Annotated in this window: 23 protein-coding genes and 2 pseudogenes; 20 read left to right on the top strand and 5 right to left on the bottom strand. The window is 67.7% G+C overall.

Going from position 1 to position 17,746, the window contains the following annotated elements:
* Positions 1–36: 36 nt before the first annotated feature.
* From ACIBAF_RS37890 to ACIBAF_RS37975, 18 genes and pseudogenes are all read left to right on the top strand, one after another.
* Complete coding sequence (locus ACIBAF_RS37890) at positions 37–237, top strand: hypothetical protein (protein ID WP_399469343.1); 201 nt, start codon at positions 37–39, stop codon at positions 235–237.
* A gap of 59 nt (positions 238–296) precedes the next feature.
* Positions 297–1,844: a DNA cytosine methyltransferase gene (locus ACIBAF_RS37895; protein ID WP_399469345.1), complete on the top strand. Its 1,548-nt coding sequence runs from the start codon at positions 297–299 to the stop codon at positions 1,842–1,844.
* The gene (locus ACIBAF_RS37900; RefSeq protein ID WP_399469347.1) at positions 1,841–2,278 is read left to right on the top strand and encodes a hypothetical protein; all 438 of its coding nucleotides are present in this window, start codon (positions 1,841–1,843) and stop codon (positions 2,276–2,278) included. The genes ACIBAF_RS37895 and ACIBAF_RS37900 overlap by 4 nt, the downstream gene beginning before the upstream one ends.
* Before the next feature lie 53 nt (positions 2,279–2,331).
* Positions 2,332–2,838, top strand: a complete 507-nt coding sequence (locus ACIBAF_RS37905; RefSeq protein ID WP_399469349.1) for a hypothetical protein — start codon at positions 2,332–2,334, stop codon at positions 2,836–2,838.
* Positions 2,835–3,014: a hypothetical protein gene (locus ACIBAF_RS37910; RefSeq protein WP_399469351.1), complete on the top strand. Its 180-nt coding sequence runs from the start codon at positions 2,835–2,837 to the stop codon at positions 3,012–3,014. The genes ACIBAF_RS37905 and ACIBAF_RS37910 overlap by 4 nt, the downstream gene beginning before the upstream one ends.
* A 24-nt stretch (positions 3,015–3,038) precedes the next feature.
* Positions 3,039–3,581, top strand: coding sequence for a hypothetical protein (locus ACIBAF_RS37915; protein ID WP_399469353.1), 543 nt, complete (start codon positions 3,039–3,041; stop codon positions 3,579–3,581).
* Between the two features lie 85 nt (positions 3,582–3,666).
* A complete protein-coding gene (locus ACIBAF_RS37920) occupies positions 3,667–4,125 on the top strand; it encodes a hypothetical protein (protein WP_399469355.1) in 459 nt (152 codons plus the stop codon).
* A 183-nt stretch (positions 4,126–4,308) separates the two neighbouring features.
* Positions 4,309–4,437 (top strand): hypothetical protein, encoded by a 129-nt coding sequence (locus tag ACIBAF_RS37925; RefSeq protein ID WP_399469357.1) that lies wholly within the window; start codon positions 4,309–4,311, stop codon positions 4,435–4,437.
* A gap of 108 nt (positions 4,438–4,545) precedes the next feature.
* Positions 4,546–4,824, top strand: a complete 279-nt coding sequence (locus ACIBAF_RS37930) for a hypothetical protein (RefSeq protein ID WP_399469359.1) — start codon at positions 4,546–4,548, stop codon at positions 4,822–4,824.
* A gap of 84 nt (positions 4,825–4,908) precedes the next feature.
* Positions 4,909–5,280, top strand: a complete 372-nt coding sequence (locus ACIBAF_RS37935) for a hypothetical protein (RefSeq protein ID WP_399469361.1) — start codon at positions 4,909–4,911, stop codon at positions 5,278–5,280.
* A 192-nt stretch (positions 5,281–5,472) separates the two neighbouring features.
* The gene (locus ACIBAF_RS37940; protein WP_399469363.1) at positions 5,473–5,862 is read left to right on the top strand and encodes a hypothetical protein; all 390 of its coding nucleotides are present in this window, start codon (positions 5,473–5,475) and stop codon (positions 5,860–5,862) included.
* 143 nt (positions 5,863–6,005) lie between these two features.
* Positions 6,006–6,938, top strand: a complete 933-nt coding sequence (locus ACIBAF_RS37945) for a hypothetical protein (protein WP_399469365.1) — start codon at positions 6,006–6,008, stop codon at positions 6,936–6,938.
* Between the two features lie 87 nt (positions 6,939–7,025).
* The gene (locus ACIBAF_RS37950) at positions 7,026–8,129 is read left to right on the top strand and encodes an N-6 DNA methylase (protein WP_399469367.1); all 1,104 of its coding nucleotides are present in this window, start codon (positions 7,026–7,028) and stop codon (positions 8,127–8,129) included.
* Positions 8,130–8,252: 123 nt separating this feature from the next.
* A pseudogene (locus ACIBAF_RS37955) lies at positions 8,253–8,423 on the top strand (DUF4314 domain-containing protein); the annotation flags it as partial.
* A 63-nt stretch (positions 8,424–8,486) separates the two neighbouring features.
* Positions 8,487–8,789, top strand: a complete 303-nt coding sequence (locus ACIBAF_RS37960; protein ID WP_399469369.1) for a hypothetical protein — start codon at positions 8,487–8,489, stop codon at positions 8,787–8,789.
* On the top strand, positions 8,786–9,655 hold the full coding sequence (locus ACIBAF_RS37965) for a hypothetical protein (RefSeq protein ID WP_399469371.1): 870 nt from the start codon (positions 8,786–8,788) through the stop codon (positions 9,653–9,655). Before ACIBAF_RS37960 ends, ACIBAF_RS37965 begins: the two co-directional genes overlap by 4 nt.
* Positions 9,656–9,716: 61 nt before the next feature.
* Positions 9,717–9,974: a hypothetical protein gene (locus ACIBAF_RS37970; RefSeq protein ID WP_399469373.1), complete on the top strand. Its 258-nt coding sequence runs from the start codon at positions 9,717–9,719 to the stop codon at positions 9,972–9,974.
* Positions 9,975–10,038: 64 nt separating this feature from the next.
* Positions 10,039–10,365, top strand: coding sequence for a hypothetical protein (locus ACIBAF_RS37975; RefSeq protein ID WP_399469375.1), 327 nt, complete (start codon positions 10,039–10,041; stop codon positions 10,363–10,365).
* Between the two features lie 1,000 nt (positions 10,366–11,365).
* Here the strand turns inward: ACIBAF_RS37975 and ACIBAF_RS37980 are convergent.
* The 5 genes from ACIBAF_RS37980 to ACIBAF_RS38000 all read right to left on the bottom strand — a co-directional run bounded on the left by ACIBAF_RS37980 (position 11,366) and on the right by ACIBAF_RS38000 (position 16,472).
* Positions 11,366–12,193 (bottom strand): hypothetical protein, encoded by an 828-nt coding sequence (locus ACIBAF_RS37980; RefSeq protein ID WP_399469377.1) that lies wholly within the window; start codon positions 12,191–12,193, stop codon positions 11,366–11,368.
* 201 nt (positions 12,194–12,394) lie between these two features.
* On the bottom strand, positions 12,395–13,057 hold the full coding sequence (locus ACIBAF_RS37985) for a hypothetical protein (RefSeq protein WP_399469379.1): 663 nt from the start codon (positions 13,055–13,057) through the stop codon (positions 12,395–12,397).
* 62 nt (positions 13,058–13,119) lie between these two features.
* Positions 13,120–13,656, bottom strand: coding sequence for a DUF4240 domain-containing protein (locus ACIBAF_RS37990; RefSeq protein WP_399469381.1), 537 nt, complete (start codon positions 13,654–13,656; stop codon positions 13,120–13,122).
* A 522-nt stretch (positions 13,657–14,178) separates the two neighbouring features.
* Entirely contained in the window at positions 14,179–15,783 is a 1,605-nt protein-coding gene (locus ACIBAF_RS37995; protein ID WP_399469383.1) for a tyrosine-type recombinase/integrase, read from the bottom strand.
* Positions 15,780–16,472 (bottom strand): helix-turn-helix domain-containing protein, encoded by a 693-nt coding sequence (locus ACIBAF_RS38000; protein WP_399469385.1) that lies wholly within the window; start codon positions 16,470–16,472, stop codon positions 15,780–15,782. The genes ACIBAF_RS37995 and ACIBAF_RS38000 overlap by 4 nt, the downstream gene beginning before the upstream one ends.
* A gap of 94 nt (positions 16,473–16,566) precedes the next feature.
* On the opposite strand from ACIBAF_RS38000, the gene ACIBAF_RS38005 reads away from it, so the two are divergent.
* Together ACIBAF_RS38005 and ACIBAF_RS38010 are read left to right on the top strand one after the other, a co-directional pair.
* A complete protein-coding gene (locus tag ACIBAF_RS38005) occupies positions 16,567–16,797 on the top strand; it encodes a hypothetical protein (RefSeq protein WP_399469387.1) in 231 nt (76 codons plus the stop codon).
* Positions 16,798–17,024: 227 nt separating this feature from the next.
* Positions 17,025–17,663: pseudogene (locus ACIBAF_RS38010) on the top strand (hypothetical protein); the annotation flags it as partial.
* Positions 17,664–17,746: the final 83 nt, after the last annotated feature.

Genomic DNA, 17,746 nt, shown 5'->3' on the forward strand with positions numbered 1-17,746 from the left:
CCGGCGTGTGCGGGGCGGTCCCCTCCTGGAGACCCCGTGAACGACACTCCCGCCACCTCGCCAGAGGACGGCGCCGCAAGGGCCCGCCAGTGCTGGTGCGTCATCAGCCACCCCGTAACCGACGAGGAACGCGCCGAGCTGGCCAAGGCCCTCGACTACGCCCGCGAGATCGGCGACGCGGAGGCCTTGCCGCTGCTCTTGCTCCGCCTCACCGGCCCCTGCCCCGCCCGCTCCTGACCCGTTCGCCCCGCCCTCACCCAGGGGCGGGGCCCGTACCTCTTGGAGAACACACCTTGTTGGCCACTCTTCCCGCCGACGTGGAGCTCACGTTCAACGACCTGCTCGCCGGGGTCGGAGGCTCTACCACCGGCCTGGTGGAGGCCGGATGGCGCGGCAGGCTCGTGATGAATCACTGGGACACCGCAATGGCCTCCCATGCCCTCAATCACCCCGACTGCGAGCACCTGGTCGCCGACGTCACCGGCTACCCCATGCGGTTCCTGCCCCGAGCCCTTCTCCTGTGGGCGTCGATCATCTGCACCGAGGTCAGCCCGGCCGGCGGCCTTATTCACCCGACCGATCAGCTTGACCTGTTCGAAATCCTTGAGCAGCTCGGCGACGACGACGATGCCGAGTCCTGGAAGGCACTGACCCCGGAGGCGTTCGAGCGCACCCGTGCCACCGCCTGGTGCGTGGTACGGGCATGCGAGGCGAAGCGGTTCCCGTACGTAGTGATCGAGAATGTCGTCGAATTCGCCCTGTGCTGGGTCCTGTTCAAGACCTGGGTGAAGGCCATGACGGAGCTCGGCTACGAGCCCCCGCAGATCCTGTGCGCCACCTCAGCGCATGTCGGCGACGACGACAACCTGCGTGCCCCGCAGTGGCGGGACCGGATCTATCTCTGCTTCCGCCTCAAGGGAATGCCCAAGCCGGACCTGGAGCCCCGCCCGCTGGCGTTCTGCTTCGAGTGCGGCAAGGACATCCGCGCGAAGAAGGCCTGGTTCGATCCCAGGGTCCGCATCGGCAAGTACCGGCGCGACTACAACTACCGATGCCCCAACCGCCGCTGCCTTCACGCTGTCGTCGAGCCGTATGTGCGCCCGGCCGCCTCCGTCATCAACTGGGACGACCTCGGTCAGCGCATCGGCGACCGTAAGAAGCCGCTGGTGGAAACCACCATGGACCGCATCGGTGCCGGCCTGGCCAAGTTCCCCCACCAGCCGTCGTCGATCACCCTCAACCACGGCAAGGACGGCACCGACCGGGCCTACGCGGTGGCCGAGCGGCCGTTTTCCACCCGCACCGTCAAGCAGGGCGACGCGCTGCTCGTGCCGACCGGCGGCACTTGGAACACCGCATGCAGCGACGTGGCCGACCCGATGCGCACCCGGCTGACCCGCGAGAGCGAGGCCCTGGTCACGGTCGACCCGGAGCCGTTCGTGATCACCTACCGCCAGAACGCCAATCCGGCCCTGGCCACCGAGCCGGTCACCGCAGTCACCGCGCAAGGCAATCATCATGGCCTCGTCACCCCTGGCGGGGCGGTCCCGCCCGAGCTGCGCAACACGCTGGTCATCCCCTACCGCAAAGCCTCCGTCAAGACGGCGGGGGAGCTGGTGCACACGCTTTCCACCCGCGACTCGGCCGCACTCCTGCGCAGCGCGACCGCAGTGGAGGACTGCTACTTCCGAATGCTCAAGCCGCGTGAGCAACTGGGGGCCCAGCGATTCCCTGACCGGTACATCGTCCTCGGCACCCAGGCCGAGCAGACGATGCAAGCGGGAAACGCGGTGTCGGTGAACGTCGCGCGGCACATCGGCGAGTGCATCAAGGCGGTCCTGTGACCGACGGATGGGCCCTTCGCGCGCCCTGCCGCGGCCTGCACGGTTTCACCGTCAGAGAGAGCGACTGGAAAACCGGAGCCGACCTCAAGCGCCTGTGCGGGCCCCAGCTCGGCACATGCGGGCCGTGCCCGTTCCACGCCGAGTGCATCGCCACCGTCAAACCGGCCCAGGCGTTCTTCGACGGTATCGCCGGCGGACGCCTGTGGTGCAACGGCGTCGTCATCGCCGCCCTCGAGGACGTGCGCGATGAGGAGCTGGCCGAGCCGAAACTGCGCGCTTCCTGCGGCACTGAGGCCGGTGCCAAGGACCACGTTCGTCACGGCGAACGCCCCTGCCTGTCCTGCCGACAGGCGGTCCGCGAGATGACCGCGCGCCGCAAGGACGCGAAGGCCAAGGAGCCCGAGCAGCTGCAGCTGGACTTTGTCACCACCTGACCGACCTGCCCGCCCCCACCCGGGCGGACCTCACCCCGCGTTTGGGAGACACCATGCCCCACCCCACGACCCCGCGCCCGCTGCGCCAGGTCCTTCAGCCGATGATCGCCGGCGCGGTTCTGGCCAGCTCCCACCCCGGCCTGACCGCCGACAGCATCGAGGTCGACCACCTCGGCGTCTCCACCGGCAACGACCCGCTCGGCCTGCGTGTGTTCCTGTACCACCCCGGCGCCGGGGTGTTCGAGCAGTGGGCCAAGGCCATCGGGGGCATCGAATACGGCCTCCCCCGGCTCACCAGCCGTCCGGGCGAGCTGTCCCACACCGTCACCGGCTGCGTCGGCCACACCCCCGTCGAGGTCACCTGCCTGAGCCTGCGAGGCGACTGGGTGTGGCGCACCAACGCCGGAAGCGACGTGCACAAGCGGGACTACGGCAAGGACATGGCGGCCGTCTGCGGCGGCCTAATCGTCGGCGTCGCCGACCCCGCCCACTGGGAGACGCCCAACCGGCGCTGCACCGACTGCGCGAGCACCGATACCGCCCCGGAAGACGTGCGGTGATCCGCACCAAGGGCCGCGCCTGCACCGGCAAGCGCCGCCACGACACCCGCAAAGGGGCCGAGGAGCACCGCGACCGACTGCTCGCCGGCGGCGCCGTGCGCATAGCCGCCTACCAGTGCCGCAACCGCGCCTGCGGCGGCTGGCACGTCGGTCACCTGCCCAAGTCCCGCACCTGACCCAGCACCCTCTTGGAGACACTCGTGAACCACATCACCACCCTCTGCACCCGCCTCGGGGAGCGCGCCGCCGGTTCGTGGCATGAAGAGGCCGCCGTGTGGCTGCTGGCCACACATGGCCACTGGCTGCCCGAACTGGAGAGCACCCAACTGGTCGTCGACGACGGCGACGGCCAGGCCCGCATCGCCTGGCGGCAAGTTGCCTCCGCGTGCCTCTCTGCCGGCGACGGCCCGCTGATCGGCACCGTCGCGGAGTGGCAGATCCTGCGCCTGGCATGCGTCCTGACCGGACGTCACGCCCTGTCCCTGGCCAACCTCGACTCGCTGGACGAGACGAACAGACGCCTCGCCCTCCACGCGATGGCGTGGGCGGCCGGCGGCCACGCCTGGGCCGCGAGCCTCGGCCTGCTCCCGCCCACCTACGACCACGAGGAACCCTCGAACCGTGTGTGGTGCGAGGTGCACCCCGGCGCCCATGTCGAGACCGCCGACTGCCGAAATCCGCACTACGTCGGTACCGACGCGGCCGAGCCGCAGGTCGGACATCCCTCCCGCATCAGCGACTGACCGCTTCAGAGTCCAGGCTGCGCCCGCGGTGACCACACCCGCGGGCGCGGTCCCACCACCCATGCTATTGAAGGAGAGAACCATCGTGGACTCCCACCGTCGCGCCCACCTCGTCATGGACGTCCTGCAGCACGCGATCAACCGCGACGTCGACCAGACCACGCAGGTGATCAGCGAGATCGCCGCAGCCAGTAACAGCCGCCAGATGTACGGCGTGTGCTGCGCCTTCGCCGAGGTCGCAGACCGGAGCCTCGTCCGCCTGTACGGTCACCCGAGCCCGGAGGGGCTGTGGGCGCTGACCGCACCTGACCCGGCCGAGGGCCCCCAGCACCCGGCGCACGCCTTCTCCCTGCGGTTCACCACCGCTTACGCCAACCGCGATCTGTCGACCTGCGAGGCCCTGTATGTAGCGGCGGCCCTCGCCAGCCCCGAGGACTACTCGCACTCCGTGATCGCGTTGCTTGGCGACGTCGCCCGCTTGGCTCGCGTCGCGGGGGAGGAGTTGGCCGCCGACAGCGAGAGCCTCAACCAGCATCCGCACTAATCCCACAGCCGGGCCACGCCTGAGGTGACCACCCCCGCGGGCGTGGCCCTCACCCGCTGATCGCTTGCAAGCCTCTGAACTGCGTAAACGCGGAAATTTGTCTTGCCCCATCCAGGAATGCAGCTAGAATAAGAGAATGGCGGGGAGGGGAAGCCTCCCCGGTCGGCAGCAAGGAGGCGTGTCGTGGAGCGCGGGAACGACAGCGAGAAGCGCACGGAAGAGGCGGTCGACGGCGAGTTCGAGGACTCTCCGTTTGAGAAATGGCTGGCCGCACGGGCTGCGGAAGGAATCCGGCGCGCGGCCGGCCGCTAGCCCAGTGGGCGGTCCGGCCCCGGTCGGACCGCCCTGGAGATGTGCCCCAACTCTCGATTGCTGCCGGGGTGCCGATATGGCCCCGTCTTCGACCTCTTGGAGAAGTCTGTGATCACCCTGTTGGACCAGTTCGCCGCCCACCTCGGCAATGCCGAAGACGCTGTCCCCGGCATCGTCGGCGGCAGCGTGTACGTCCGCTACGCCAACGACCCGGCCGTCCTGAAGATCACCACCCGGCCCGGGGTCGACGAGGTCAAGATCACGTTCCAGTTCATCCACCCCGAGCACGGCCAGATCGACGCGGCCGACTTCGTGCTGACCCGCGCGCAGAACTTCGACTTCGCCCTGGAGCAGCTGGAGGCGTACCAGGACATCTGGTTTGCCTGACCCCGCTCCAAACCGGCCGCCCACGCCCACCGGGGTGGGCGGCCGGGCCTGTCCCCGCATGACCACGGCCTCTTGGAGGAAGCCATGAGCAGCACCGCCCACGCCGACCCACTCGCCGCCCCGTACACGCTCGCCAACGGCCAGGTGGTCGGACGGCTCGCCGACGTCCTCGAAGCCCCGCACCTGGAGGCGCTGCTCGCCGAGCGGTTCGGCCTAACCGCCGACGCCGCAGGCCAGGCCGTGATCTCCATCGACGCGGCCCTGACCGCGACCCATCGGACGGCGGGCTTCGGCCAGCTCTTCCGGACATGGATCGCTTGCATGCCCGATGTGCTCCTGAAGTGCCTGGTGGAGATGGCCGCCCGCGCCGAGCAGGACGAGTTCTCCACCAGTCACGCGCTGCACATCGGCCGCCAGATGCTCACCGAACTCGCCTTGAGCCTTCGCCCGTTCTGACCGCCTCGGGGGCCGCCATCGGGGCGGCGACCAACCGATCGGCGAAGCCTGATGCCGAAACCCAAGGACACGCTCACATGCTGCTGGTGCGGCCACGCCGTTCCCCGCTGGCGGGCGATTCCGGTGCACGGCTCGGATCTTCGCCGCCCAGAACTCGCCAGTACTCAAGCCCTGACCCCCGTTGGAGGAATCATGAGCAAGACCATTCGCGGCGTCCGCCTCGGCGTCGACGGCACCCTCACCGATCTTCAGCTGCCCGTCGGGAGAGGCCTGTTGGAGACGCTGCGTGAGGCGGTCGGCGGCGGGGCCGAGATCGCTCACTACGCCCGCCCTGACGGCGGGCGTCGCCTGGCGGTGGCGATCGACGGCGACGGCGCGCTGCGCCAAAAGGAGAACCTGTACGCGACCTCGCTGATCAACGGCATCTACGTCAAGCAGCTGCCGTACTGCCTGTACGGGCCCGTCGTCCTGCTGGGGGCGCTGGACGACTCGCGCCACCACGCCGACATCCCCGCGCCGCTGTACGAGGTCCTGCCGAAGGTCATTGAAGCCCTCAAGGCGCGCTACAGCACCACCGCCTGACCGGCGCAGGCGGCCGGGCTCCGCCCTTGGTTCGGCCGCCAAGGATGTGCCACATCACTCGAAAGAAGGCTATCTGTACCCGTAGCCCGCGCCGGGCCTCGCAACCGCGTGCGCGCGGCCACTCGCACACCGAAAGGAAAACCGTGATCGACACCTGGGTCTGGATCGACGACACGTTCGGCCCCTTCGAGGCCAAATTCGATCCTGCCAACCGTTGGAACAACTCGCTCCGCCCGTACTTCACCCTCGACACAGTCCGCAAGATCGCCGCCCGCACGCAGGAGATGACCGACGAGTGCGGCTACGGCAGCAACGACACCGTCCACGTCATCGACGGCGGCACTGATCGGGGCGAGCCCCGCGTGGTCGTTCTCCTCATCCGCTGGCCGTACCTCGAAGACGCCCCTGCGTCGGCCACCTCGATCATCCAGCCCAACGACGAGGGGCTGTACGGCATCGGCGGCGGCGAGTGGACCTGGTACGAGGCCCCCAACCCCGCGGCCGAGGAACCCACCATGTCCGACACCGACCCCCCGTGGCTCGCCGACGCTGAAGCCGCCTATGCCCGCCGACGGAAAGCCGACGCGGCCCGCCAGGCGCTCGCCGCCGTCGACCAGGCCGACCGCGTCAACGACGCGCTCATCCAGCTGGGCGTCACCCCGATAGCCCTTGCCTACGTTCCGGCCGGCGGCACGGCACTCATCCCGGCCCTGCTTGTCGAGGCGGACCCCGAAGAGGAGCGGTACGCGGTTCACGCCGACTGGGACAAGACCAAAGGCAAGGTCCGCCTCGCCCTCGGCCACTACTGGGGCGACTACACCGGGCTGCGCCCCGGCCGCCTGCTCACCACCGTCAATGACGTGGTGGAAGCACGCCGCGAAGGCCCGGCTTCGCATCCGCAACCCAAGCGGCCCACGGACATGACCCGTCAGGAACTGCGCAAGATCGTCGAACGAGCTGCCGCGTTCGGGCCCTGCGACGGCGACAGCGGCGAGCTGACTGCCCTGGTGGGCGGCCTGGCTGCCGGAGTCCTCTATCTGGCCGACACCGTGACCCACGTCAACGACCGCCCCTGACCGTACTTCTTCTGCGCCCCGCCACCCCGCCGAACTCACGGCTCGGTTGCGGGGCGCCGTCACGCTCACAAGCAAAAGGAGCAACTGATGGACCAGCTCGACCTGTTCGCCGACGCCGAGGAGGCCCCGATGCCGGCGACGTTCGCCGCCCGCTCCCGCCCGGCTGCTGCGCCCGCCTCTCGTCCGGCCCCCGCGTCCCGACCCGTCGTCGCAGCCGACGCCGAGCTCGACAGCCTCTTCGCCGGTCCCCGCCCCGAACTGCCGTCCGTCCAGGCCTCCATCCCCGCGCCGCGCCGCATAGCGCCGCTACTGATCGGCAACCCGCGCGATGCAGGCCAGCGCCTCGGCGAGGCCGTTGCCGAGACCTGGCACGCCTCCAACTGGGGCGGTTACCGCATGGACATCCCCGTCAGCGTCGTCGCCGGTATGGCCCTGTTCCCCATCAAGGGCCATACCGAGGACGTCACCCGCATCATCAGCAAATCGACCGACTGGCAGCTCCTGCAGGGCTACCGCGAGATATATGCGCACACTTGGGCCCACCGTCCCGATCTCGGGGCCCGCATGGCTCCGCTGATGGGCTGGCTCACCGAGGAGGGCGTGGAGGAGAAGGCGTACGCGGTGCGCCGAGTGACCGAGACTGCGCTGCGCTACGGCGTCCTGCAGCTGACCGGCGACCCCGATCCCTACAACCGATCCGACACCGACGTGATCTCGTGGACGGTCACCTCGCTGCGCTCGCACGGTGCCAAACAAGGACTCGGCGAGTACCACACCCCGCCTGAGCTCTGCGACATGATGGCCAGGATGCTCATCGGCGACACGCCGCCCGAGAAGGGCTATCGGTTCCACGAGCCCGCCGGCGGCACAGGCGGCATGTTCCGGGCGGCCGCCCAGCATCTGCGCAACATCCAGGCGGATCCAGCCGAGTATGTGTGGGCGCTGAATGAACTCGAACCGCTTGCTGCGGCTGGCGCGGCCGTCAACGCGATCGTGTGGGGCCTGGGTCCGAACGTGGTCATTGCCTGCGGTGACACCCTCGCCGACGGCGGCCTGCACGAGCGAGCTGTGCGGGAGAGGAAGGCTGTGTTCGAGGAGCGGGACCAGATCCTCAGCTACATCGCGGTAGCCGAGGCGACACAGGAGGCGATCGCCCTCGCCGACCGACTCATCCGCGCAAAGGCGGCCTGACCTGGTATTTCGCCAGAAAAATTCTTGCACGCCACTCTATTCGCCCTTAAAATAAGAGGACCGGGGGCGGGGTGTCTGCTCCCTCCATCAGAAAGGCAACGCATGTAGGAGACCGGTCAGCGCGTCACCCTCGCGGCCACCACCGACCCCCACACCGAACTCCGCCCCGGAGACGAAGGCGCCATCCGCTCCTACGTCCCGGCCCTCAGACAGCTCAAGGTCGACTGGGACAGCGGCTCCCGCCTCTCGATGCTCCTCGACGAAGGCGACAGCGTCTGCCTCTTCCCCTCCTGACCTACCGGCCCCGCCCACCAGGGCGGGGCCTTCGCACACTCGGCCGACCTCTCGGAGAACCCCATGCAGCTAGCCGCCCAGACCCTCGACCTTCAGTTCGAACACCCCGACCTCGAAGCCGCCGTCCGCAAGCTGGCCGCCCGAGCCCGCGCCCTCGTCAACCGCGCCGTCTGCGACGACCAGGAGAACGCCCTCGGCGTCGCTGCCTTCTCGTTCGACTCCGCTGCGCATTTCCTCGACCGCGGCGAGACCCACGCTGCTCGCGATGCCCTGCGCGCCGCATGCAGCTACGCCGGCTGCGAGGAAGCCAACGCTCCGCAACTCGCCGAGGCCGCCCGCACCCTCCTCACCACCATCCCCGCGTGACCCAGTCCCCGCCCCATCAGGGGCGGGGCTGTACCGCCCACCCACTGACCGACGACCTCTTGGAGAAGAACGTCGTGCAACTCGCCCCCTCGGCCCTCCACGCCACCGCCGAATCCATCACCGAGTACCTCGACTCCGACAGCTGGCAGGTCAACAAGCTGATCAACGACGGCATCATCGGCCTCGATGGCCCCCACGAGCGCCAGATCGGCATGCGCCTCCTCGGCGACGGCAGCAGCATCCAACTGTGGGCCACCGGCGGCACTGTGCCCGCCGACCACGAGCCCATAGAGGACACCATCCCCTTGCCGCACGGCCACCGCTGGCACATCCCCGTCCACATCGGCGGCCTTGAAGCAGACGAGGACCCCGGCGTCGCCCTCTACAACACGATCACCGACCGCCTGCTGCCCGTCTTCGACGCCAAGCCCCTCTACGTCGGCCACCGGCCCTGGGATCCACCAGCCGATCTTGAGGCCGACGCCGCTGGCGCGACCACCCCGGCCGACGCCAGCGAAAGCGACCAGCCCGCCCCCGAACCGCAGACCGCGACCGACAAGCAGACGCGCCATCTCAAGGCCGTCCCCGAGCCCGCCGACCAGCCCACAGCCGAGCCGAGGGTCCCGGCCGAGCAGCCCGACACCGAGGCCACGCACGCGCCCCAGCAGAAGCCCACACCGAAGCGGACCCGCCGCCCCAAGCCCGCAGCCCCCTCCGCAGACGGGGAGCCCAAGGCGAGCACCACCCGTAGGCGCACAGCAGCCAAGAGTGCCGCCCCGGACGCCGACGGCAAGTCCAAAAAACCGCGCGGCGCGAGCAAGCGAACTCCGGCCAAGCCGACTGCCGACAAGCCCGACGCCTCCTGACTCCTCCCGGACCGGGCTGCCCACCCCAGTAGGTGGGCGGCGGACAAAAGGAACCAACCCTATGTACTTGGTGACACACGACACCCGATTAGGTGCCCTCGTCGTCGCGCCGGAAAACGCCGCCGACCTCAACGAGCAGACCACCGCCCTCATCGAAAGCGCCGGCTTCACCTGGCGTTCCGACATCGAAGCCTTCACGCGCCCCGGACAGCAGGACCACCAGAAGACCGCCTGGATCACCCTGCGCCTTGGCCAGCTTGGACACGACGTCCTGGCCGCACCGGGACGGCAGCGCGAGCCCACCAACCAGACCACCTAGCCACCGCTAACCGGGCCGCTCACCCCACCAGGTGGGCGGCCCGCCCATACCCGGAGGACCACGCATGGCCAACGACCCCGACACCGATCAGCCCCGCCCCGAACTCACCAACTGCCCCGACTGTGCGGTCAGCCCCGGCAACTTCCACCTCGACGGCTGCGACGTCGCCCGCTGTGCCATCACCGGCTTCCAGCGCCTCGGTTGCCCCCACTACGGCACCGCGTGCAACACCCCCTGGACCGGCCGGTGGCCCGGCGAGGACGAGTGCCTCGAGTACGGCTTCGTCATCGACCTCGGCCCCGGCAACGAGTCCTTCCCCGACCTCAACCGCCTCTACGCCGAATGCGAATGGGACCCCAACCAGCAGCGCATGGTTCGGCGCACCACCTGACACCGGCCCGGACACCCGGCCTGGCCACCTCCGCTCACCCCAAAGGAACCCGTGGGACAGCCGCGTCGGGACCATCCCCGCCGGCCTCCGGCAACAACATGTCGCAGGCCGCGGGGCTTGCGGGAATCGGAAACCTCAGCCAACCGGCCCAGCAGGCCGGGCAGTTCATGTTCAGCAGCGTCAGGCTGATCACGGAGTTGGTCAAGGATGGGCGGGATCGGAGAAGATGCAACGGCAGGCACGGACTTCCGCAGAAATCACTGGACTCGACACCCAAATGATCTTGGAAGGCCGTGCCTGCTCCACATCCGGGCCCACATCAGGACAACCCGCTCAACCCGCGACTACGCCGAAGCCCCGGACCGTGAGGAGATCCGCGAAGCGAAAGAGGAGGGGCGCGCCGAAGCCCGCGCCATGCGCCGCCCAGCAGTTGACGCCCTGATTGCTCCCATGATCGTGGGGATTGCAGTGGCCGCAGTGGTCGCGCAGATGGGACGGAAAAAGGCATTATCGGGGGTTGCGGTTTCGACGCCTGCGAATATTCCATCGAACTGCTATCCAAAGAACACACAGCGCCGAGAGTCCGAACAGATAGAAACTGTACGAAACATACCCACCGCGGCGCAGTAGGATGGCCGAGCTCACCCCTCCCAGTGCTATCACCGAAATGCAAAGGTTTTCCCAACCGTACGTCCCACTTTCCTCCGCTACTCGTGCTTCGAAATCCTCGCGCCCCATCCGCTCGTATCGGCGCGCAGTCTCCGTCGCCAGGACGATTTCTCGGTGATGGCGAGGGCGGGGCGGAGGGTGTGGTTGCCGAGTTCGCCGCACTTGGCGAAGCAATTCTGGTACAAGCGAAATAATTGCAACTGCTATAATGCGTAGGCGCTGCCAGCGAGACATTCGGGGCGGAGGGGCTGGGTCCGGAGGAATCGGGTCTGGCGGGATTGGATCCGGAGGAGTCGGGTCTGGGGGGCGGCCAGCCATTTAAGCGATCCCTTCACTTCGTGAGGGCGAGGGTTGCGGCGAGGAGCCCGGCCACTGACTGCATCAGTACGACGTGTTCCACGGTCAGATCAGTGGCCTGAGGGGCATCAATGATGAGTACGCCGAATTCTCGACTGCCAGCGGCGACTGCTACGGCGATAACGGACTTGTATTTAGGGCTGAACGGGTCGATTCGACTTACCAACCCGGTGGCCGCACCCACGTGAAAAGGAGTTCTTGTTTCCAGAATGTCGTGTAGTAGATGGGATCCTGCGGCTCCGTCAATATCTGTCCGAGGTCCTGGCGACGCGCCGGCCCAGTCTTCTCGTTCAAACTCGTGCTTGGTCGGGTCTTTAAGCCGGTAATACGAGCAGCGGGCTCTGGGAAGGCCAGAGCTGGAATCTGGGTCAGCTGTAAGCACTGCTGCGCCAGTCAGGACCGCTGTTCGTACCGTCGTCCATTGGGCAGCTTGAGCCGTTGCCAGTGCCGGGGGTATTGGCGCTCCCGAGCTGGAGAAGGCGGCAGAATATTGTTGCGCCAATTCTCCCAGAGCCGTTGATAGAGGAAGGAGGGTGTTGTTGTAGGTGACGCCCAGCGTGCGCGCGGCGCGAGCTACTTGTTGGCGAGCTTTCTCTTTCTCTCGCTCGTTGAGTGCCGCGTCGGCGGCTGTGACAAGGACGACAACAAAGGCGGCGACACTGCCGAGTTGCAACATAAGTTCTTTATCGGCATAGTCGTCTTCTCCTGCCTTTACTGATGTGGCAAATACGGCGGCACCAAGGAAGCTGGAAAAGAGCAGGAGGAGCGCTTTCGTCCAGTACCTCTTTATCCACCTTGTCACTTGCCCTCCGTCAATCCTGGTGCCACATCGGTCGCTTGATGACCGAGTTAGCGCGGACAGCGTTTAACTGCATAACAAGCAGGACGCTCAACAGAGCATCGTAGCGGCCTAGTTGAGGGTTCGGGCGGCTCCCTCCTCATCAAGAGCGGCTAAGGCGCTATGTATCCGCTCTGGCCGCCGGTACGGAGTGACATTCCCGCTCTACTGCGCGGCGATGCCGTCCGCACCGTCAATTTCGTACATCCGTCCTTGAAGCCGTTCACCGGCCCAGTCCAGCCCGACACCCAGGTCAAGCCAGTGCCGGTCCTTCCGGGCTCCGGGCGGTGAGAGGTTCACCGCCGCCCAGGAGAACACCCCCAGGAGGATGGAACGCCCGTGCTGCGTGGTACGCACGGACAACGCGAACGGCGCGGCGAGTGCCGCGCGGGTGACCAACATGAGCTGTTCGTCCTCAGAATGTCGACGCCCACCCGTGAGAAACCGGGGCGTTTCAAGGATCTTGACCCATTCGACCACTGCGTCTTCCACCTGGGCGCGCAAGGAGTCCTCGATGCCCTTCCGGACGGCGGTTGCGGGATCATCGCCGAGCCAGCCAAGCCAGTGATCAGGATCAGTGAGCTTGCTGAAGTCGTCCTGTGGCACCCCGTGTCGGGGGTTCTCCTGGTACTCACCTGTCAGTTTCCCGCTGCTGTCCACCAACCACGCGCCGCGGATCGCCTCGGGAGGTACGTAGCCGTCCGGGTCGTCGATATACGCCGGGTCGATCTCGGCGACGCTGCCACCCGGATTCTTGGCAGCCGCCGCCAGCAGTGCCGGCTCGTTCGGTATGCCCTTACGTCGGCCTCGCGAGCCAAAACGCCCCACGTTCCCACCCCCACCGTTGCCCGCCCAGTTGACCGTGATTGTGCCCCACCGGTCAGGACCGCCTACTGCAGGTAGAGGGCAGCCAGACGCGGCAGGCGGCGAGCCATCTCGTCTGAGTCGTCGAAGTCGAAGGACCAGGCAGGGTCCAGCTGCGGGTAGCGGATGGTCGGCGCGCCCGCGGGAAGCTGATCACCGGTCGCCGTGATGTGTGCGCTCCAGGCGATGCCCAGCATGTCCGAACCCTCCAGGTCGACGCCGTCGGCCGCGGAGGCTTGAACGATGGGCAGTTCTGCGAGAGCGTCCGGATCAGCGACTGCGCGCTCGAAGACCTCACGACCTTGAGCGATCAGCCAGCCGCGGAAGTAATCGAAGCCATCGTCAGAGCACCCGCCGTTGGCGATGTAAGCAGCGGCCCACAGAGGGTTGGTGTAGGACTCAACCATCAGGTCCCACAGCACCTGTTCAGCGGCGACGATCTCCTTGACTGGCCGGTCGGCCAACAGCGAGGTCGCTTCGCGAGCGACCGCTTCGCTTTCGTGCGGGGCGATCACCTGGTTGCGGGCCGCAGCGATGAGCTCCCAGAAGTGCTGCTTGTTCATGATGGAAGAGCATGCCACCGGGCACTGACAGAGCAGTTCTCGACGGTTGGAGATCACGCTCGCGGCCTGATCAACGCGACGACCCCTAGAGACCGCCCGAGGGGCAGGGCCTCTCCGCGTCGCAAGATCTCTGCGCTGGACGCCACTTCGGCGCCTGGCGCTGAACTGGAGGTCAGCCTGACCAGGGCCCGGCCAGCCCGTCGGCGGCCCAGTCCTGGGGCCCAGATGGGGCCGGAAGGACGGTGAAACCCCGTGAACGATCGACGCATCCCGGATATCAACATGTTAGCTGACCTGCGCAGATGCCTAAATCAGGGAGAGGAAGTGAACCCTAGGGCAAAGCTCTGGCGAGCTCGTAATGCGTAGGTCTCGGGTTCGAATCCCGAAGGCGGCTCCGGCAAAGGCCAGGTCACATAGCCCGTGACCTGGCCTTTTGTGTTGCTCGGGGCATGACGCGTCACGCGGCCGGGATGCCGCGAGATGGCTTGCGTGAGCGATGCGTGAGCGGTGCGGTCCGGTGCCCTACTTCTTGGGCTTCTTCCGCTTGGCCTTCTTCTTGGCCCTGGCCTCGGCTTTCGCCTTGGCCGCCGCCTTCTTGGCGGCCTTGCGGGCGGCCTCCTCCGCCTCGGTCTTCCGCTGAAGCGGGACCAGCTTGGCGGTGGCCTCGGCAGCGTTCTTGCCGACCTGCGGCAGGACGCTCTGGTAAATGTCCCGCGTAATGCGGGTGTCGCTGTGCCCGAGCGTGTCCGACACGATCTTCACGTCGATGCCGGCGGCGAGCATGAGCGTGGCCGCGCCGTGCCGGAGGTCGTGCAGCCGGATCGGCGGGAGCCCGGAAGCGGCGACGAGGCGCTCGAAGAGGTCGGTCACCTTGCCGGGGTGCAGCCAGGAGCCGTCTTCCTGGGTGAAGACCATGCCAGTCTCGACCCAGGCCGTTCCCCACTCCTCGCGGTCCGCGTCCTGCTGTTCGCGGTGCCGCTTCAAGACGCTGACGGTGTCGTCGTCGAGCGCGACCACACGGAAGCCGCTGTCCGTCTTGGGCTCCGAGGTCTCGACCCCCCACCCGTCCTGGACGAGCTGGGCGGAGACGGTCAGGGAGTGGTCATCGAGATTGGTCTCCGACCAGGGCTGCGCGCATGCCTCGCCCCGCCGCAGACCGCGGAAGGCGATCAGGTGCCACATCGCGTACAGCCGGTCCTCCGCGAGGAAGTCGAGGAACGCGCCAGTCTGTTCGGGCGTCCAGACCATGACGGGGGAGGGCTTCTCACCCGTCTGCTCCCACCTGGCGACCCGCGCGTCCGTCCACACCAGAGCCTTCGGCTTACGCACTGGGTCGAGCTCGACGTGGGCGGCCGGGTTGAAGGTGAGGATCTGCTGGCCGATCGCGTCGTTCAACGCAGACCGCAGCGTGGCCTTGATGCGCAGCCGGGTAGCCGGGCCGGTCACACGCCGGAACGGCGGCATGGCATCGATCGCCGTCTTCATCACCTTGCGGCGGGCGCGGTTGTCCAGCCCCTTCCACGGCACGGTGGCCAACTCCTCGACCGCGGCACGGCGCTGGGCGTTCTGCTCCAGGATCTCGGCATTGCCGTCGGATATGGCCGTGAACATCTCGCTGAGATGGCTCACGCGCAGCCGATCGAGACGGTGGTGGCCGATCCGAGGCTTCAAATGGAACCGGATATCGGTCTCGTAGCGGCTGAGCCCCGACTTGCGGATGCGCTTGCCGTCGAGCCACCGGTCGAGCCACTCGCCGACGGTCAGGCGGCCGATCAGGTCCTGACCGGACTTCAGGCGCCGGCGGGTCTCCTCGACATCCGGCAGTGGCGACTTCTCGTCGCCGACCTCCTCCAGCATGGCGGCGATCAGCGCCATGCCTTCGGGGTCGTCGGTGTCGGCGAGGCCGAGGAGGGCGCGTATGTGGTCGAGGTCGGCCTGGGCGGCCTTGAGGGAGTCGTAGCCGGCGCGGCTGAAGGAGCGGCGGGTGCCGTCTTCGCGGGGCGGGAGCTCCTGGCGTATGGAGTACGAGCCGTGCTTGCGGCTGGAGAGCTTCGGGCACTGCTTGCCGAGCGGTTTACCGGTGTGGGTGTCGCGGCAGTAGCAGCGGCGGTGGGTGGAACCCTTCAAAGGTCGTTCTCCTCGGTGGGGTCGGTATCGGGTGGCGGGTCGACGTCGGCGAGCGGGGAGGGCAGGTGGGGTGGGGTGCCGCCGGCTTCGCGGATGGCGTCGCGGTGGCGGCGTAGTTCGTGCTTGGCGTTGGCGGCCTGGTCGGCGTACCGGGCCAAAGCGCGCTCGGCTGCTTCCCGTTGGACGCGGTTGGGGGCGGTCTTGACCTTCCAGCGTTCGTAGTCCTCGCTCTCCACGGCGGCCAGGGCCGAGCGGAGTTCGAGGTCGTGGGCGAGGAAGTGGTCGAGCATGTGATCGGTGGCATCTTCAGCCGGAGAGTTGCCGGTGAACCACTGCAGGGCGTCCCAGGCCGGTTGCGGGTCTTGGTAGGGAAGTTGGCGGATGTCGTCGACGTACCCGACGGGGTAGATCAGGCTGATCGGGGACATGCGCAGGGCCTTGGCGAGGACCATGACCTCGACCAGGGGGAGGACAGCGCGGCGGCCGGACTCCATGTTGGCGATCACGTTGCGCGGGATCGGGTAGCCGATCTCCTCGCACCTGTCGGCGAGATCTTGTGCGCTCCATCGCAGTTCCTTCCGCCGTCTGCGGACCTCGCCGGCCACGGTGGCCATGACGTGGTCCTCCCATTCGAGGTCGTCGGCCTCGGTGTCTTCCTCGTCTCTATGGTCGGAACGGCGTTGTGTCATGAAGACACATTAGCTTGCCTAGCGTTGATTCCATGACCTGGAGACGAGCGCGATCGTCGTGTTCGCCGAGGGCTCAGTCATGGATGGAGCGCGTATGCGTGAGAACGAACCCGCCGGCCGGGCGAAGGGTATGAGCCGAGCGGAGCTCCTGGAGCTTCCCGCTGCTGTTGACCTGGACACCGGCAATCGGGCGTTGGGGTTGGGGCGGAGCAAGGGTTACGAGCTGGCCAAGCGGGGCCAGTACCCCTGCAAGGTCCTGCGGCTGGGCAAGGCGTACCGCGTCGTGACCGCCGACCTGTTGCACCTGCTCGGCCTGGCCGCATGACCGCCCGAGCCCATAGCAGACGCTTCTGCGCTGAGCTGACACAGAAACGCTGGACTGTGTCGGGGCGTGGACGTACTGTCCGTGTTCCCTCGCCCCGGCCAAGGAAGCGAGAAAGCCCCCGGCGCGCCAACGCCGGAGGCTCCGCACACTCCACTGCCCGCATACCAACGAACGACCTGCGTGAGTCGGGCCTGCATGCCCGACGTCACCGGAAAAGGAGCTGCCCTGTGCAACCTACGACACCCGAGCCCTATTCCGCACCCGGCAAAGCGGTATGGCCGACGGTCGCCGTGCCTGGCCGGCCCGGCTATGCGTCCGAAGCCGCCCCGGCGGCCGACGGCGGGGCGCCGGATACGGTCCCGGTGGATCAGCCCGCCGAGGAGGCGGTGCCGGAACCCGAGCCGACGTACGGCTCCGAGCTGCTGAGCGAACTGCGTTCCCAGGTAGCCCAGTTCGTGATCCTGCCCTCCCAGCAGGCGCTACACGCGGTCACGCTGTGGGTGGCGGCGACGCACCTACAGCCCGCGTGGCAGCACGCACCGCGCCTGGCGGTGGTCGGGCCGGCGAAGCGGTGCGGCAAGTCACGGCTCCTGGACGTGCTCACCGAGACGGTCCACGAGCCGATGCTCACCATCAACACCACGCCCGCGGCCATCTTCCGCTCCATCACCGACGAACCGCCCACCCTGCTGGTGGACGAGGCGGACACCATCTTCGGCACGCCGAAGCAGGCGGAGAAGAACGAGGAGATGCGCGGCCTGCTCAACGCCGGCCACCAGCGCAACCGGTACGTCACCCGCGTCGTAGGCAACGACCACACCCCGCACCGGTTCGCCACCTTCGCCATGGCCGCGCTAGGTCGTGTCTTCAATTGATCTTGAGTAGTGGATCATGGTCGTGTGATACGTCGCCATGAACTGTCTGATCAGGAGTGGGAGTTCCTCCGTCC

Origin of the sequence: Streptomyces sp. NPDC051677, from assembly GCF_044453465.1 — a bacterium.
Lineage (GTDB): Bacteria > Actinomycetota > Actinomycetes > Streptomycetales > Streptomycetaceae > Streptomyces.